This is a genomic window from Cytobacillus sp. FSL M8-0252 (assembly GCF_038007345.1).
Lineage (GTDB): Bacteria > Bacillota > Bacilli > Bacillales > Cytobacillaceae > Cytobacillus > Cytobacillus kochii.
Genome location: NZ_JBBOWZ010000001.1, coordinates 3,948,921 through 3,964,945 on the forward strand (window position 1 = coordinate 3,948,921; position 16,025 = coordinate 3,964,945).

The 16,025-nt window shown below is 36.7% G+C and carries 16 protein-coding genes and 2 riboswitches; of the genes, 3 read left to right on the forward strand and 13 right to left on the reverse strand.

Features of this window, described 5'->3' with window-relative positions; all coding sequences use genetic code 11:
- Positions 1-709 precede the first annotated feature (709 nt).
- From MKX83_RS19950 to MKX83_RS20005, 12 genes are all read right to left on the reverse strand, one after another.
- Positions 710-1,543 (reverse strand): MetQ/NlpA family ABC transporter substrate-binding protein, encoded by an 834-nt coding sequence (locus MKX83_RS19950; protein WP_095371993.1) that lies wholly within the window; start codon positions 1,541-1,543, stop codon positions 710-712.
- Positions 1,544-1,555: 12 nt separating this feature from the next.
- Positions 1,556-2,224 (reverse strand): methionine ABC transporter permease, encoded by a 669-nt coding sequence (locus MKX83_RS19955; protein ID WP_095371992.1) that lies wholly within the window; start codon positions 2,222-2,224, stop codon positions 1,556-1,558.
- Positions 2,217-3,242, reverse strand: a complete 1,026-nt coding sequence (locus MKX83_RS19960) for a methionine ABC transporter ATP-binding protein (RefSeq protein WP_095371991.1) — start codon at positions 3,240-3,242, stop codon at positions 2,217-2,219. Before MKX83_RS19960 ends, MKX83_RS19955 begins: the two co-directional genes overlap by 8 nt.
- A gap of 113 nt (positions 3,243-3,355) precedes the next feature.
- A riboswitch (SAM riboswitch) is annotated at positions 3,356-3,460 on the reverse strand.
- A gap of 87 nt (positions 3,461-3,547) precedes the next feature.
- On the reverse strand, positions 3,548-4,864 hold the full coding sequence (locus MKX83_RS19965; RefSeq protein WP_095371990.1) for an O-acetylhomoserine aminocarboxypropyltransferase/cysteine synthase family protein: 1,317 nt from the start codon (positions 4,862-4,864) through the stop codon (positions 3,548-3,550).
- A gap of 80 nt (positions 4,865-4,944) precedes the next feature.
- Positions 4,945-5,050: riboswitch (SAM riboswitch) on the reverse strand.
- A gap of 88 nt (positions 5,051-5,138) precedes the next feature.
- Complete coding sequence (locus MKX83_RS19970; protein ID WP_341057401.1) at positions 5,139-5,474, reverse strand: hypothetical protein; 336 nt, start codon at positions 5,472-5,474, stop codon at positions 5,139-5,141.
- Positions 5,475-5,746: 272 nt separating this feature from the next.
- A complete protein-coding gene (locus MKX83_RS19975) occupies positions 5,747-6,070 on the reverse strand; it encodes a thioredoxin family protein (RefSeq protein ID WP_095371988.1) in 324 nt (107 codons plus the stop codon).
- 4 nt (positions 6,071-6,074) lie between these two features.
- Complete coding sequence (locus tag MKX83_RS19980; protein ID WP_411675025.1) at positions 6,075-6,437, reverse strand: toprim domain-containing protein; 363 nt, start codon at positions 6,435-6,437, stop codon at positions 6,075-6,077.
- Positions 6,438-6,582: 145 nt separating this feature from the next.
- Positions 6,583-6,966, reverse strand: coding sequence for a glycine cleavage system protein GcvH (gene gcvH / locus MKX83_RS19985; protein WP_095371986.1), 384 nt, complete (start codon positions 6,964-6,966; stop codon positions 6,583-6,585).
- 86 nt (positions 6,967-7,052) lie between these two features.
- Positions 7,053-7,409, reverse strand: coding sequence for an arsenate reductase family protein (locus MKX83_RS19990; protein WP_095371985.1), 357 nt, complete (start codon positions 7,407-7,409; stop codon positions 7,053-7,055).
- Positions 7,410-7,625: 216 nt separating this feature from the next.
- Positions 7,626-9,410: an acyl-CoA dehydrogenase family protein gene (locus MKX83_RS19995; RefSeq protein ID WP_095371984.1), complete on the reverse strand. Its 1,785-nt coding sequence runs from the start codon at positions 9,408-9,410 to the stop codon at positions 7,626-7,628.
- A 210-nt stretch (positions 9,411-9,620) separates the two neighbouring features.
- The gene (locus MKX83_RS20000) at positions 9,621-10,796 is read right to left on the reverse strand and encodes an acetyl-CoA C-acetyltransferase (protein ID WP_095371983.1); all 1,176 of its coding nucleotides are present in this window, start codon (positions 10,794-10,796) and stop codon (positions 9,621-9,623) included.
- A 57-nt stretch (positions 10,797-10,853) separates the two neighbouring features.
- Complete coding sequence (locus MKX83_RS20005; protein WP_341057402.1) at positions 10,854-13,238, reverse strand: 3-hydroxyacyl-CoA dehydrogenase/enoyl-CoA hydratase family protein; 2,385 nt, start codon at positions 13,236-13,238, stop codon at positions 10,854-10,856.
- A gap of 221 nt (positions 13,239-13,459) precedes the next feature.
- Here MKX83_RS20005 and MKX83_RS20010 point away from each other — a divergent pair, with 221 nt between their 5' ends.
- Both MKX83_RS20010 and MKX83_RS20015 read left to right on the forward strand, forming a co-directional pair.
- The gene (locus tag MKX83_RS20010) at positions 13,460-13,726 is read left to right on the forward strand and encodes a hypothetical protein (RefSeq protein WP_095371981.1); all 267 of its coding nucleotides are present in this window, start codon (positions 13,460-13,462) and stop codon (positions 13,724-13,726) included.
- Positions 13,727-13,796: 70 nt separating this feature from the next.
- Positions 13,797-14,081: a spore coat protein gene (locus tag MKX83_RS20015; protein ID WP_095373606.1), complete on the forward strand. Its 285-nt coding sequence runs from the start codon at positions 13,797-13,799 to the stop codon at positions 14,079-14,081.
- Between the two features lie 64 nt (positions 14,082-14,145).
- Here MKX83_RS20015 and MKX83_RS20020 read toward each other — a convergent pair whose 3' ends face one another.
- The gene (locus tag MKX83_RS20020) at positions 14,146-14,412 is read right to left on the reverse strand and encodes a DUF2573 family protein (protein ID WP_095371980.1); all 267 of its coding nucleotides are present in this window, start codon (positions 14,410-14,412) and stop codon (positions 14,146-14,148) included.
- A 106-nt stretch (positions 14,413-14,518) separates the two neighbouring features.
- Here MKX83_RS20020 and MKX83_RS20025 point away from each other — a divergent pair, with 106 nt between their 5' ends.
- Entirely contained in the window at positions 14,519-16,000 is a 1,482-nt protein-coding gene (locus tag MKX83_RS20025) for a spore germination protein (RefSeq protein WP_341057403.1), read from the forward strand.
- Positions 16,001-16,025 lie beyond the last annotated feature (25 nt).

Sequence of the window (16,025 nt, forward strand, 5' to 3'; positions counted from 1 at the left end):
TAATTCAGCTGTAGCTGACTAATAATGAATCAATCCTTTCAAATTTTCGCCGTTTAAAGCGTTATAATGATTACAATAAAAATACTACACTATAAACTTACCCGACTCAAACACGATAAAACACGAAAATACGCTTTTTTACTGAATTTATCGTGATTGGTTTTATCCACCTCTTTCATTCATAAATTCATGGGTCAATACTTACAAATATTCACCTTTACTCATACAAAAGTTAGGAATGACTATTTTGTCTGTGCAAAACACCTCTAATCAACAGTTAAGGTCACCTTTGTAAGATTAAGCAATATACAGAGAATTATTATTTGTTTTTTATTAAGATTTTTATTTTCAACTTCTGATATACGATCTAATCGGTTTTTGTTCTGCTATCTTTGCAATTTTCTCTCTCGTTCGCAAGCCGCTTTTATTAGCAATTTTTCGTATCCTTAACCTTGATGTACGCTGAAAACCGATCATGGGGAAAAGCTTGTAAATTATATTTATTATTTTCTTTCTTAATAATACAAATTTTCCTCACTTCTTGTTTCTATCAAATCAATTCAGGGATTCTTCAAAAGCCATCTACCTTATCTCCATCAATTGTCCTAGTTAGCCCCAAAAGGTGATTGACTCAGTGGAATGTATCTTTTACATCGCCTTACAAAAAAAAGAAGCCTACAACTAAGTAGACTTCTTTAATAAATTTCTATTATTCAGTAACAGGTACAACTGCACCTTCATATTGTTCTTCAATGAAACTTTGGATTTCTTCAGAGTGTAATACTTCTAGTAGTGCTTTTATTTCTTCTTTGTCTTCATCCCCAGCTCTAACTGCGATTACATTCACATATGGAGAATCACTTTCTTCAAGTGCAATTGCATCTTCCACTGGATTTAAGCCAGCATCAATTGCATAGTTAGAGTTAATTAGAACTGCGTCACCTTCTCCATTATTATATATTTGTGGAAGAAGTGCTGCTTCATACTCCGTATCAAACTTTAGATTTTTCGTATTTTCCTCAATATCATCAATTGTCGCTGTCGTTTTATCGACATCAGCTTTTAGTGTAATCAAACCTTCCTTTTCTAACATTGTCAAAATACGACCATGGTCAGGTACAGAGCTACTCATAATAACTGTTGCTCCTTCTGGAAGATCATCTAAGCTATCATATTCTTGTGAATAAACACCAATTGGCTCGATATGAACACCACCAGCATTAACAAAATCATAATCATTTTCAGCCATTTGAGATTCTAAATAAGGGATATGTTGGAAATAGTTCGCATCAATATCGCCACCCTCTAACGCTTGGTTCGGTACAATATAATCTTGGAACGTTGTGATATCCAGCTCAATTCCTTTTTCTTCTAATAAAGGTTTTGCTTCATTAAGGATTTCAGCATGCGGTACGTTAGATGCCCCAATTTTTAATGTTTTTGTTCCTTCATCAGATCCTTCGCTACCTTCATCTGAAGATCCACAGGCAGCAATAAATAATGCAACAGCTGCAATCATTAAAACAGATAACCATTTTTTCATTTTTTAGCTCTCCTATCGTTTGTCTAGTTTGGAAGTAATCAAATCACCAATCATTTGGATGATAAACACGATAATTAAGATAATAATCGTTGCAATCCATACAACGTCATATCTACTTCTTTGGAAACCTTCTAAGTAGGCAAGGTTACCTAATCCTCCTGCACCTATGACACCTGCCATTGCCGTATATCCGACTAGCGCAATCGCTGTAACGGTAATACCCGAAACAAGCGCTGGCATAGATTCAGGGATGAGTACTTTCCATATGATTGTACTTGTTTTTGCACCCATCGATTTAGAGGCTTCAATGACACCTTTATCAATTTCACGTAAGCCAATTTCCACCATTCTTGCATAGAAAGGTGCTGCACCAATAATGAGTGCTGGTAATGCTGCATTTTCACCAATCATTGTCCCTAAAATCATTTTTGTGAAAGGGATTAATAACACAATCAAGATTAAAAACGGAATGGATCGAAAGACATTGACGAATGCCGCAATAATCTTATTAACTAGCTGATTTTGCCATATATTACCTTTAGAGGTTAAGAACAAAAGTAATCCAAGAATAATTCCTAAAATAAACGTGGCTATAACAGAAATACTTGTCATATATAAAGTTTCTTTTGTTGCTTCCCACATTCTTTCCCAATCCACATTTGGTAGCCATTCATTAAGCATGGGAAATCACCTCCACGCCAACCTTCTGCGAATGAATATATTCAATCGCGCGGGTAACCTCATCCGACTCTCCATCTATATGAATAAATAAGGTACCGTAAGAGCCACTTTGTGTTTGGGATATCTTTCCTTGTAATACATTCACTGTTACATTGTAGTGGCGAATTAAGTTTGTGATTAATGGTTGTTCCGCTGAACCACCTACAAATCCAAGTTGAACAATTTGGCCATTTGGATAAGCACTCAGTAAATGTGTAATCGTTTCCTTCGTTTCTTCCGGTTCGGTCACTTGTTGAACAAATCGCTTCGTAATAGGTTCTTTTGGCTTTTGGAACACATCTAGCACTTCGCCAATTTCAACAATTCTTCCACCTTCCATGACAGCCACACGGTGGCAAATCTTGCGAATGACATGCATTTCATGCGTAATTAACACAATAGTTAACCCTAAACGTTCATTAATATCAACAAGTAAGTCGAGAATACTATCAGTTGTTTGCGGATCTAGAGCACTTGTCGCCTCATCACATAACAGTACTTTAGGATTATTGGCAAGTGCTCTAGCAATACCTACTCGCTGTTTTTGTCCACCGCTTAATTGCGAGGGATAGGCATCCTCTCGACCATCTAGTCCAACCAATTTAATTAATTCATTAACTCTCTCTAGTCGCGCTTTCTTAGGTACACCAGCAATTTCTAATGGAAACGCAATGTTTTCTCGTACTGTTCGAGACCACAATAAATTAAAATGTTGGAAAATCATGCTTATTTCTTGTCTAGCCTTTCTTAAGCTAGCACCTTTTATGCGAGAAACTTCATTCCCAGCTACAGATACAACGCCTTCAGTCGGGATTTCAAGTCCATTTAACATACGAATCAATGTACTTTTACCCGCACCACTGTATCCGATTACACCGAATATTTCACCCTCGTTAATTTCGAGGTTAACATTGTCTACTGCATTTACTTTCCCGTTTTTCGTTGAGAAAATCTTTTTTACATCTTTTATTGAAATCATTTTATACTTCACCTCTTCAATCCAGAAAAACCAACACATTTATAGCATATCCATTGTTTATAAAAAAAGCCTTCCTGCTTATGAGCAGAAAGGCTTGTTATGAAAATTCCTTTCTCTCATCTTTCAAAGCTAATGCTTTGAGTGAATTGGCACCATTTCAATTAAATGACGGTTGCCGGGCTTCAAAGGGCACTTCCCTCCACCTCTCTAAATAAGAGCAAACTATGAATATATTGAATTTTTTTGTGTACCTGTGTAATAGTATCATGTCATTGAAGTAGGTGTCAAATCTGAAATAATAGTTGTTAGACCCTTATATTTAATGAAGCAATACCGGTTGCCGCTTCAATAGCAGATTCAAGATCATCGATCAAATCTTCTACATTTTCAATTCCAATTGATAATCGGATTAAGTCTTCAGGTACACCTGCTTGTTTTAACCCATCCTGATTAAGTTGTTGATGCGTTGTGCTTGCTGGATGTATAATAAGACTTTTTGCATCACCTACATTCGCTACATGTGCGAACAGCTCAACCGAATTAATAACCTTCGCACCTGCTTCACGCCCACCAGATATGCCAAAAACGACAACTGCCCCTGCACCTTTAGATAAATATTTGTCTGCTAATTCTTTATTAGGATGGTTGTCATCGCCCGGATAAAGTACCCAATTAACAGCAGGATGATTATTTAAATATTGCACAATTTTTTTCGTATTAGCAATATGTTCTTTCATTCGAACCGTTAACGTTTCTAAACCTAACGTAAATTGGAAGGCGCTTTGTGCACTTAGTGCTGGACCTAAATCTCTTAGAAGCTGCACTCTCGCTTTAGTAATATATGCTACAGGGCCCAGTGCCTCACTATATACTATATCGTTATAGCTTGTATCCGGCTGACTTAATCCTGGATACTTCTCTGAGTTCCAATCAAATTTACCACCGTCAACAATGATCCCCCCCATTGTCGTCCCATTCCCAAGTAACCATTTCGTTGCAGAGTGAACAACAATGTCTGCGCCATGCTCAATTGGCCGACATAGATAAGGAGTTGCAAATGTGTTATCAACCACTAACGGCACACCATGTTCATGGGCGATATTTGAAACTGTTTCAATATCTAGTACTTGTAAACTCGGGTTACCAATGGTTTCGGCAAATACAGCTCGTGTCTTCTCATTGATTGCTGCTCGTAGTTCCTCTTCATTATTAATATCGATAAGCCTAACGTTGATGCCGTACTTTGGTAAAGTGACTGTAAATAAATTATATGTACCTCCATATAAATTAGAGGCAGCTACAATTTCATCACCCGCTTGAACAATATTAAGAAGAGCTAAGTAAATGGCTGCTTGCCCGCTTGCTAATGCTAATGCGCCTGTTCCCCCTTCTAACAATGCAACTCTTTCCTCAAACACAGTAACCGTTGGATTATGAATACGAGAATAAATATATCCTGTTTCTTTTAAGCCAAATAAGTCTTGCGCATGCTCTGTATTCTGGAATTGATAAGCATTATTTTGATAGATTGGGACCGCTCTTGCCCCTGTTACTGGATCAGGTTTTAGCCCACCATGAACACCAATTGTTTCAAATCGAAGTTGCTTTTCTTTTTCTGCCATTTTACATCTCTCCTCTTTTTTAAATTGGAAAGAAAAGACGACCAAAAACCCTCTTCACAAAGAAGAGGGTTTATCATCTCTTCTTATCTACCAGAGCTTTTATGCTCTGCTGGAATTAGCACCGTGTATCAAACAACCGGTTGCCGGGTTTCATAGGGCCAGTCCCTCCACCACTCTCGATAAGAATATTTAATTTTCTAATTATTCTAAGGATAGAATAACAACCTTTTTTTGGGAAGTCAATCTTTTTTTAGGACATTTGATGTATTTATGATTATTTTTGATTTAATACGAAAATGGCATCTAATTTTAATAATTGTCTAAAAGTCGACTTAAGGATGATATGCTTTTCATCCACTTGTTTCTTTAGACTCGTACGCCCTTGAAGCAAAGAATGAAAGTGGTCAGCAGTAGTTTGAATGTTTATATGATAATTTTTCAATGGGCGAGTATGTTTAATTAGCAGCCTTTTACGGTCTAATGTCAAATACAATAGATTTTGCTCTAATTCTACTCGAATCCTTATAGGTTCCTTTAACATCATTAAAATATGATCATTTACTCTTAAAGATTGATTGAAATGATAAATGAGTTCCTCTATTGAAACCACCCCCAGCCCGCGTCTTATATTCTATAATTCTGTTCCAAGAAATGATTTCCTTCTCCTAACTATCGACTTTAACTGACAGAACATTTATTTCCAACAATGTTCACAACCTATTTCCCGAGAAATATGTCAAAAGCTAGACTTATCGACAGAAAAAAGAAATATCCCATCGATTCATCTGCCTAGAATGAGTGAGGGGTGTATTTAAACATTTACGCAAACCCCCCTTGATTAAAAGCATAAGAAAACCACTTATTCCTAAACAATAAGTGGTTTTAAAATTGAGACTGTAATTCATATGATTGAATTTGTTCAAGTAAATAAGGTACTGAATGGAAAGCATAAAGCTTATCAACTAACTCTCCTTTTTTAAACACAAGTAAACACGGTACACTTTCAATTTCATACTTTTCTGCCACTGCTGGCAAAAAATTCAGGTCGGCTTTACCTATAGGAAGGTTCTGCAACAGTTGCTCAGTAATTGTTAGCATTTTCCCGGCAACTTGACATGTCCCACACATAGGAGTGAATAAATAAAATAAGCCGGATTGCTTCCTTGCGATCAAATCATTTAAGTCATTGTTTGACCAGTCAATCATGTTATCATCCTTTATCTAAATACTCGGTATATATATCTATATTTGCACTTATTAAGGCTGTAGCTAAATGATGCGCAGGTGCCGCCTCGACTTCACGATACATTTTATCAATATAGATATGCTCTGCCTCTGGTAACTCTCTCTTAAATTGTTTACGAAGTTTTTCTCCTGATGCGTCAGCATCGACTAATATATAGACTTCCTTCCCAATTAAATAATCAATTAATTCATCCAACTTCGAAGTGCCAATCGTTCCATTTGTACATAAGATCTCTACAGGTTCTCTGATTAGTCCTTTCACTTTTCGTTTGTCAGATTTACCTTCAACAATAATCACTTTATTGCCATGTTCTATATGCATGCTCATCACCTAATATATATCATTTATATATTTTATAATAGTAAGCCTTTTTACATTTGAAAACTTTTCAGCACTCATCTGGTATGTCTATATAGAAATTTAGAAAAAGGTCAAACCATTTAATGATTTGACCTTCTTTATTTAACTACAATTAATCTTCTTTTGTCATTTCTTCATATTGTTCAGCTGTCATTAGCTTGTCAATTTCACTTGCATCGGATGGCTCAACAACAATCATCCATGCTTTCTCGTAAGGAGATTCATTCACAAATTCTGGACTATCGCTAAGTTCTTCGTTAATCTCAACGATTTTACCACTAATTGGTGCATATAACTCAGAAACTGTTTTAACAGATTCTACGCTACCAAACGGTTCATCAGCAGTTACTTCATCTCCTACTTCTGGAAGCTCAACAAATACGATATCTCCAAGTTCTGATTGAGCAAAGTATGTAATACCAATACGAACTTTATCTCCTTCTGTTTTTACCCACTCGTGTTCTTCTGAATAACGTAATTCTTTAGGTGTGCTCATGTTTCATACCTCCATTAATTTAGGAAATTGTTTATTTTAATGACCGAATAAACGATCGTTTAAAACGTATAAAGCGCATCCACCATTTACAGCCAATTTTGTTCAAATTCTAGCTCTTTAAATCCGACTGTTACTTTCGTACCATCCGTTGTTAATGGACGTTTAATTAACATTCCATCCGATGCTAATAAATCTAACAGTTCCGACTCTGAGGCCGTTTTCACTCGGTCTTTTAATCCTAACTCACGATACTTTTGACCGCTTGTGTTGAAAAATTTTTTTAGCTCTAACCCACTCTTTTTGTAAAGATCTTCTAATTCCTTGCGGGATGGAGGATTTTCCACTATATGTATTGCATCATAGGCTATTTCATGTTCATCTAGCCATTTTTTCGCTTTTCGGCAAGTACCACATTTAGGATACCAATAGAAAGTAAGTGCCATGTTTTCACCACCTATTTTATCATACCTATATTCATGAATACTATCGTTTCATTAGCATAACATATTTCTTTTTATTTTCATAACGAAGAATTGTAATTATTATCATATTAAAAACAAAACAAAGAGGCCCAAATTTGTTCTTGAGCCTCAAGTCATAAACTTCGCAAATGGAGGAAGTAAATAGGTTACTTTCCTTCACTTTATTCAAGATAAATATTATACTACAAACCTTTCAGCTTCAATAATTTTCTCGGCCGCTTGACGTTTTTTCGCAATTACATTTGTTGGAGTATGTCTCGTAAACTTCTTAAGCGCTGAAAGCATCATTCGTAATGTATCGCCTTCTTCCACACCTACTAAAGTTTCTTTCGCAATCAACTCAATTTGATTAAATGCTTCTTGGCAGAAAATTTGTGTGTATAATAGCTTTTGCTCAGCTTTTGCTACTCCGTCTTTTACAATGGCTTTTTCAGTACGAAGAACAGTAGATTCCATAGAATAGGCGTAAGAAACCAGATCAGCAATATTCACAAGAACTTCTTGCTCTTTATCCAAAGCTTTTCCGTATTTTTGTGCACATAAACCTGCTGCAAGTAATGCGATTTTCTTAGCGTTCTTTACAAGATATTTCTCTTGCTCTAATGCTTCAGAACCTGGCTCTTCTGGCATCATCATCATCAATTCCTCTTGAAGTGCCATTGCTTTTTCGAATAAAGGCAGTTCACCTTTCATTGCTTTTCTAACATACGTTCCTGGTACTAAAAGACGGTTGATTTCGTTTGTTCCTTCGAAGATTCGATTGATTCTAGAATCACGGTAAGCTCTTTCTACTTCATATTCTGCCATAAAGCCATAACCACCATGTAATTGAACTGCCTCATCAACTACATAATCTAGAACTTCGGTAGAGAAGAATTTATTAAGTGAGCATTCTATTGCATATTCAGCAATAGACTTCGCTACTTCTTTACCGTCTTTGACTTCTTCATCACTCAATTGACTCATTCTGTCATCAAATAGACCCACTGTACGGTAAACGGAGCTTTCAGCTGCATAAATTTTACTTGCCATTGTTCCGAATTTTTCCTTCGTTAAATTAAAAGAAGAAATAGGCGTACTGAATTGTTGACGTTGGTTAGCGTAAGTTACCCCTAATTTAAAGGCATGCTTAGAACCACCTACTGCACCTACACCAAGTTTGTAACGACCAATATTCAAAATGTTAAAGGCAATGACATGACCACGACCAATTTCACCTAGTACATTTTCAACTGGTACTTGTGCATCTTCTAAAATAAGTGTTCTTGTAGACGAGCTCTTAATACCCATTTTCTTTTCTTCAGCACCTGTTGATACACCCGGATATTCTCTTTCAACAATAAAAGCTGTGAATTGGTCACCGTTTATTTTGGCATAAACAACGAACACATCGGCAAACCCAGCATTCGTAATCCATTGTTTTTCCCCATTTAATAAATAATGTGTGCCTTCTGCGTTTAATTTAGCAGTTGTTTTTGCTCCTAATGCATCAGATCCTGAACTTGGTTCTGTTAGTGCATAGGCAGCTAATTTTTCGCCTGTCGCAAGCACCGGTAAGTATTTTTGCTTTTGCTCTTCATTCCCGAACAATACAATTGGAAGAGAACCAATACCTACATGGGCACCGTGTGAGATAGAGAAACCACCGACACGTGACATTTTTTCAGCGATAAGTGCTGAACTTACCTTATCTAAACCGAGTCCACCGTATTCCTCTGGCACATCTGTACCAAGTAAGCCCAAGTCACCAGCTTTTTTCAATAGTTTTACAGAGCGATCGAATTCATGCTGTTCTAAATAATCCACTTGAGGGACCACTTCATTTGTCACATAATCTTCTGTTGTTTTCGCAATCATGATTTGTTCTTCGCTAAAATCCTCTGGTGTGTACATATTTTCATAAGAAATATCTTCAATTAAAAAGCTTCCACCTTTAATAAATTTTTCAGTTTGATTTGACACGTTCATCATCCTCCATCTTCATTCTTTATGCTTTTTGCAGTTTTTGTTAACATTGTTTTTTCAAAGGTAGTTAAATAGAACTTTCACTTCGGTTCATTGCGGCACACACTCACTTTTTGCGGGGCTCAAATTTCTTTGATCTTTAACCGCAGGAGTCGAGTGTCTTCCGCTCTATAACACTATTGGTTTTAAAAACAAATATAGTCGTTTTTAAAGAAGTTCAAACACACCTGCGGCACCCATTCCGCCACCAATGCACATCGTTACAACACCAAATTGCTCGTTTCTACGCTTCATTTCATGAATTAATGATAGTGTTAGCTTAGCCCCAGTACACCCAAGTGGATGCCCTAAAGCAATAGCTCCCCCGTTAACATTCACTTTTTCTTCATCCAACCCTAATTCTCTAATGACTTGAATGGATTGAGAAGCAAAAGCTTCATTTAGTTCGAATAATCCGACATCTGATAGCTCTAACCCCGCTAGTTTTAAAGCTTTAGGAATTGCTACAATTGGCCCAATCCCCATAACCTCTGGCGGCACGCCTCCGACAGCAAAAGAACGAAACTTCACTAAAGGCTGCAGTCCTTGTGCATCTGCTTTCTCTCTGTCCATAATCATTACAGCTGCTGCACCATCACTTGTTTGTGATGAATTCCCCGCTGTGACTGAGCCTTTCACATTAAAAGCTGGTCTCAGTTTCCCTAAAGTTGCAACTGTTGAATCGCTCCGTACACCTTCATCTTGTAAAAACTGGAAGGTGCGTTCTTTCACTTTATTATCCGATCCAATTTGACGGAGTGTTACATCAACCGGAGTAATTTCATCAGCAAATTTACCTTCACTTATTGCTTTCGCTGCTTTTTGATGACTACGCACAGCGAATGCATCTTGTTCTTCTCTTGAAATGCCGTATTTCCCAGCAACTTGCTCTGCTGTATGCCCCATACTCATATAATATTCAGGAGCTGTCTCGGCTAAAGTTAAATTAGGACGGACAACATGACCCATCATAGGTACAAGACTCATGGATTCAGCTCCACCGGCGATCACTGTATCTGCGTGACCAAGCATGATTTTTTCGGCACCATAAGCGATTGATTGCAACCCTGATGAGCAATAGCGATTGACTGTGATTGCTGGTACCGAGTCTGGAAGCCCAGCTAATGCACCGATATTTCTGGCCATATTCAAACCTTGCTCTGCTTCTGGCATGGCACAACCAATAATTAAATCATCTATACTACCTTCATAATTTCCAGCTCGTTTCAACGTTTCTTTTACAACAAGTGCACCTAAATCATCTGGCCGTACAGTGGCAAGTGAGCCTTTTTTTGCTTTACCGACAGGTGTTCTAGCACCTGCAACAATTACAGCTTCTTTCATTGCTTTTTCCCTCTCCTTCTACTCTCGGTATCTTTTATTCTCTCTAGCAATCTATAATTAGTTACGGAGTGGTTTACCCTTTAAGAGCATGTGTTGCATTCGTTGTTGAGATTTTGGCTCTGCAATAAGTTTTAAAAATGCTTCTCTTTCAAGGTCTAACATATATTGCTCATCCACTTCTGTACCAAAAGGCACTTTGCCCCCAGCAATGACATATGCCAGTGCTTTGGCGATTTTCAAATCATGTTCTGAAATATAACCAGATAAATGCATAGAATTAGCACCTAAAAGTAATGCGGCATACCCTGTTTCACCAACTACTGGGAATTTCACTTTTGCTGGTGGAAGGTAACCTGCATTTGCCAATGCTAATACCGCTTGTTTAGCATCATAAATGAGGTGATCTCCATTCACACTAATTGCATCCGAAGCATTCAAAAAGTTATTTTCTCTCGCCTCTTCTCCTGATGTAGATACCTTTGCCATCGCAATTGTTTCAAAGACTTTATTGGCCACGTTCTGTAGATCAAACTGAACTCCTTTAGGCATGCTTGCTAAATGTTTCAAATATAGTGACTTGTTCCCTGCACCACCTGGAATTAATCCAACTCCTGCTTCCACCAAGCCCATATAAGTTTCACTTGATGCTTGAACATGTGCCGCACTTAAAGCTACTTCCGCTCCTCCGCCAAGTGTCATACCGAATGGGGCCACTACGACTGGTTTTGCACTATACTTGATTTTCGTCATCGCATTTTGGAATTGTTTGATAACCATATCTAATTCGAAGTAATTATCATCTTGAGCTTCCATTAACATCATTCCAATATTTGCACCGACACAGAAGTTCTTTCCTTGATTGGAGATAACAAGACCTTTATAATTTTTCTCTACTTCATCAATAGCGAAATTAATCATTTGAACAATGTCTAAACCAATCGCATTACTCTTTGAATGGAACTCTAAGATAGCGACGCCATCGCCTAAGTCGATTAAGCTTGCTCCAGTATTTTTCTTAATCACACCTTGTTTTTGTTTTAATTGCTTTAAGTTTATTACTTTTGGGTTTAACTTAATCGGCTGATACTCACCATTTTCATACACATAAGTTGTCGCGTTCTCTTCCTTATAGAACTGTGTATGCCCATCAGCGATCATTTTCTCAACCCATTCTGGAATGTCTAATCCTTCCGCTTTCATTTTGTTAACTGATTGTTCCAAACCAATGGCATCCCATGTTTCAAATGGGCCCATATTCCAACCAAATCCCCATTTCATTGCATCATCAATGGATTGAATATCATCGGCAATTTCCCCTAGGAGTTGCGCAGAATAAACTAATGCTGGTGATAACACCTTCCATAATAATTCTCCAGCGCGATCATCTGCGTATACAAGCGCTTTCATTTTGTTTGCTGTCCCTTTTTGTTGTTTAGCTATTTCTACCGCTGCCGTTTTCAACTTTTTACGAGGACCGTATTCCAAGGTTTTAGGATTTAACTCTAAAATTTCTTTCCCCTGTTTTAAGAAAAAACCTTGTCCTGTCTTACTGCCTAACCAGCCTTTGTCTAACATCTTATTAATAAAATCTGGTACATCGAATACTTGTTTTTCTTCACCTTCTACTTGGTCATAAACATTTTTAGCTACATGGGCAAACGTATCTAAACCGACAACGTCCAATGTACGGAAAGTCGCACTTTTCGGTCTACCAATAAGTGGTCCCGTAATTGAATCTACTTCACCAACAGTAAATCCACCCTTTAACATTTCTTGTACTGTTACAAGGAGACCATATGTGCCGATTCTATTGGCAATAAAATTCGGCGTATCTTTTGCGATAACAACACCTTTTCCTAAAACATCCTCACCAAAAGTTTGCATAAAAGAAAGTACTTCAGGAGATGTTTCCTTAGTTGGAATCACTTCCAATAGTTTTAAGTAACGTGGTGGATTGAAGAAATGAGTGCCTAGGAAATGCTTCTTAAAGTCTTCAGAACGTCCTTCAGCCATTGCTTCGATGGAAATACCAGATGTATTAGAACTGACAATTGTTCCAGGACGACGATATTTGTCTACTTGGGCAAACACGTCTTTTTTCACACTGAGATTTTCTACCACCACCTCAATAATCCAATCCACTTCTTTCAAGCGCTCCATATCATCATCGAAGTTACCGGCCTCAATAAGATGAATATTTTTCTTCGCTGTTAACGGTGCAGGTTTTTGCTTTAATAGTTTTTGCTTACCACTTTCGGCAATTTTATTTTTGAACTGTTTATCCTTAAGGGTAATCCCCTTTACCTCTTCTTCTTTACTTAATTCGCGAGGAACAATATCTAATAAAAGTGTTGGTATACCAATATTCGCTAAATGTGCGGCTATTCCAGAGCCCATAACACCTGAGCCTAAAACAGCAGCCTTTCTAATCTGTTTGGTCAACTGTTCTTCCTCCTTCGATTTTGAATGAATGCTCATTCATTTTTTCTATAAAAAATTTTGGAAATTCCTTTGATACTTATAATAATAAAATATTTGCAAAATTTAATCAATCATTTTCCTTATAGATTTTTTATTTCTTTTTCACTTTTTTCTTTCTGCATAAATTTTTCAGCAATTGACAAACTATTTTAGAAGAAAATCATCAAAATGGAGGTATTGGGATGCAACAACAAAATACAAACTTCTCGAATCAACAAGGAATTATGCAACAACCCCCAGTTATGGTATCAACAAAAGATGCACTTTACTTTAATGACATTCTTTCTTGGAATTTATTAGCAATGAAAAAAGCTCATTTCTATGCGGAACATTGTCAAGACCCTGCTTTAAAAACTGTTTTTGAACAATGTGGACAAATGCATCAACGCCATTATGAGCAGGTTTTGAAACATCTTAATACGACACAACCGTTTAATAATATGCAATAAGGAGGAAACTCAGTTGACTAATTCAAAAAAAGTACAAAATCCTGAAAAACAGATAGCCAAAACACCACAAATGAATGATCGTGATTTTACAAACGACCTACTCGCAATGGAAAAGTACATGAGTGATTCTTATAGCATTTATTTAAATGAAGTTAGTAATCAAACACTTTATGAAGATTTTATGCGTATTTTTACTGAAACAAAGAATGAACAACGTCATCTTTATAACCTCATGTTTGAAAGAGGTTGGTACAGTCTTGATGCAGCAGATCAACAAAATCTGCAACAATCTTACCAACAATTCCAAGGTTACTCTACACAATTTCCCTATGGAACAAACGGTAACATCCAATAGCTAAGTTAAAAGGAATAAAACAGGAACAGATGTTGACCAACAATCATCATCTGTTCTTATTTTTTTATTTTTTTTTATTATCATCAGGCTTTTGTTGCCGCTGTTTTTCATTTAAATCTTTAATCTTTGTAATTAGCTCCATCATTTCTTGCTTCCCTTCAGGGTACAATTGATTCCAATGTTTTACTAAAGGTGGCATCTGTTTAGCAATGAATGAATAGATAATCCATGATTTTACTTCTCCTTTTAATGTTTCGTCACTTTCTCCTAATAACAATTCCGTGTATTTTTCTACCATTGCTTCTATCTTCTGATCCAAATCATGAGCCAACTTTTATCGCTCCTTTACCATTTTTTAATCCTCATTCATAACACAACCAAATTTGGTAACAATATTAATTAGATGCATTTAATACTTCTGATTGACGGTGATACCTTTGAGCATATGGGATAAGTTTAAAAAAATCAAAGATGATGGTTGGAAATCTTTATTAAAGCAGTCAACTGATTTTCAGTCTACCTATTATTTTAATGAAAAAACGAATGAACGGTTTGGTTTTCATTTTTATGCGACTTTAGTAGATGAACAAATTATTCAGGAAAGTGCTTTACCAGCGCTTTTAACAAAAAAATTTGAATCACTGGAAGATTTGCATAGAATAGTTCCCATAGCAGATATTCATATTTTAAAAAATCCAAGCGATATAGAACAAAAGTTATTAAATGGATATGTACTTGTCACACTAGATTCTGATAAAAATCGTTTTGGATTTATTGCCGCTCAGAAAGAAATTGTCCGTTCTCTCACTCAACCTGAAATTGAGTTTTCTGTAATTGGACCTAAGGAAGCGTTTGTTGAGGCTATTGGTCAAAACTTAAACTTGATTAGAAAAAGATTACCTATTAAAGAATTAATTTCACAAGAATATACTGTTGGAAAACTTTCGAAAACAAAAGTAGCTGTCTTACATATAGAAGGAATTACTAATAAAGACAATGTTGATACTGTGAAACAACGTATAAAAAATATTGAGATTGACACGATTTCTGATAGTTCAAATATTGTTGAATTATTAAGTGATAATTCCAATTCCCTATTTCCACAATTGCTGGACACTGAGAGGCCTGATCGAGTAGCAGCTATTCTTGCTGAAGGAAAAATCGCCATAATCGTTGATGGTTCACCACATGTGTTAATAGCGCCCACGACGTTAATTGAATTTTTTAGCGCTTTCGAAGACTATTTTCTCAATTGGATTGTCGCTACATTTTTTCGCTTAGTGCGATTTTTTGCTGTTGTCTTTTCAGTATTGGTTACACCGATTTACGTTGCAGCTATGACATATCAATACGAGCTCATACCACCGGACTTATTAGGGTTATTAGTAACATCAAGAAGAACCATTCCGCTCCCCCCGATTCTCGAAGCATTATTCCTTGAGCTAACGATTGAATTATTGCGTGAGGCGGGGGCACGGCTCCCTATTAAAGTCGGTCAAACTATTGGTATCGTAGGGGGTATTGTTATTGGTACAGCATCAGTTGAAGCCGGTCTTACTAGTAACGTACTGTTAATCTTTGTCGCATTAGGTGCATTAGGTTCCTTTACAACACCTGTTTATAAAATGGGTAATACCATTAGGGTTTTACGATTTCCCTTTCTTCTGTTTGCACAATTTTGGGGTGTATTAGGAATTCTTTTTTGTTTCTGTATTCTCATTGCCCACTTATTACGCCTGACCTCACTAGGAAGACCTTTTTTGACGCCAATATACCCGCTTAGATTAGCAGATATGAAGGATACACTTATTCGCGCACCATTACAAAAAATGTACAGGCGTCCACATGTTTTAAGAACGCAAAAACCAAAACGATTCAATAAGAAGAAAGCTGAAAACCCAAAAGACATTGATGAATAACCCTAGCCTTAATAGAGGTGATGAA

Excerpts from the sequence above, each read along its gene's own strand:
- MKX83_RS20015 (WP_095373606.1), top strand. The coding sequence starts at position 13,797 with ATGAATGATCGTGATTTTACAAACGACCTACTCGCAATGGAAAAGTAC.
- MKX83_RS20010 (WP_095371981.1), top strand. The coding sequence starts at position 13,460 with ATGCAACAACAAAATACAAACTTCTCGAATCAACAAGGAATTATGCAA.
- MKX83_RS19955 (WP_095371992.1), bottom strand. The coding sequence starts at position 2,224 with ATGCTTAATGAATGGCTACCAAATGTGGATTGGGAAAGAATGTGGGAA.
- MKX83_RS19960 (WP_095371991.1), bottom strand. The coding sequence starts at position 3,242 with ATGATTTCAATAAAAGATGTAAAAAAGATTTTCTCAACGAAAAACGGG.
- MKX83_RS19975 (WP_095371988.1), bottom strand. The coding sequence starts at position 6,070 with ATGATTGACTGGTCAAACAATGACTTAAATGATTTGATCGCAAGGAAG.
- MKX83_RS19950 (WP_095371993.1), bottom strand. The coding sequence starts at position 1,543 with ATGAAAAAATGGTTATCTGTTTTAATGATTGCAGCTGTTGCATTATTT.
- MKX83_RS19980 (WP_411675025.1), bottom strand. The coding sequence starts at position 6,437 with ATGAGCATGCATATAGAACATGGCAATAAAGTGATTATTGTTGAAGGT.
- MKX83_RS20000 (WP_095371983.1), bottom strand. The coding sequence starts at position 10,796 with ATGAAAGAAGCTGTAATTGTTGCAGGTGCTAGAACACCTGTCGGTAAA.
- MKX83_RS19990 (WP_095371985.1), bottom strand. The coding sequence starts at position 7,409 with ATGGCACTTACTTTCTATTGGTATCCTAAATGTGGTACTTGCCGAAAA.
- gcvH (WP_095371986.1), bottom strand. The coding sequence starts at position 6,966 with ATGAGCACACCTAAAGAATTACGTTATTCAGAAGAACACGAGTGGGTA.
- MKX83_RS19965 (WP_095371990.1), bottom strand. The coding sequence starts at position 4,864 with ATGGCAGAAAAAGAAAAGCAACTTCGATTTGAAACAATTGGTGTTCAT.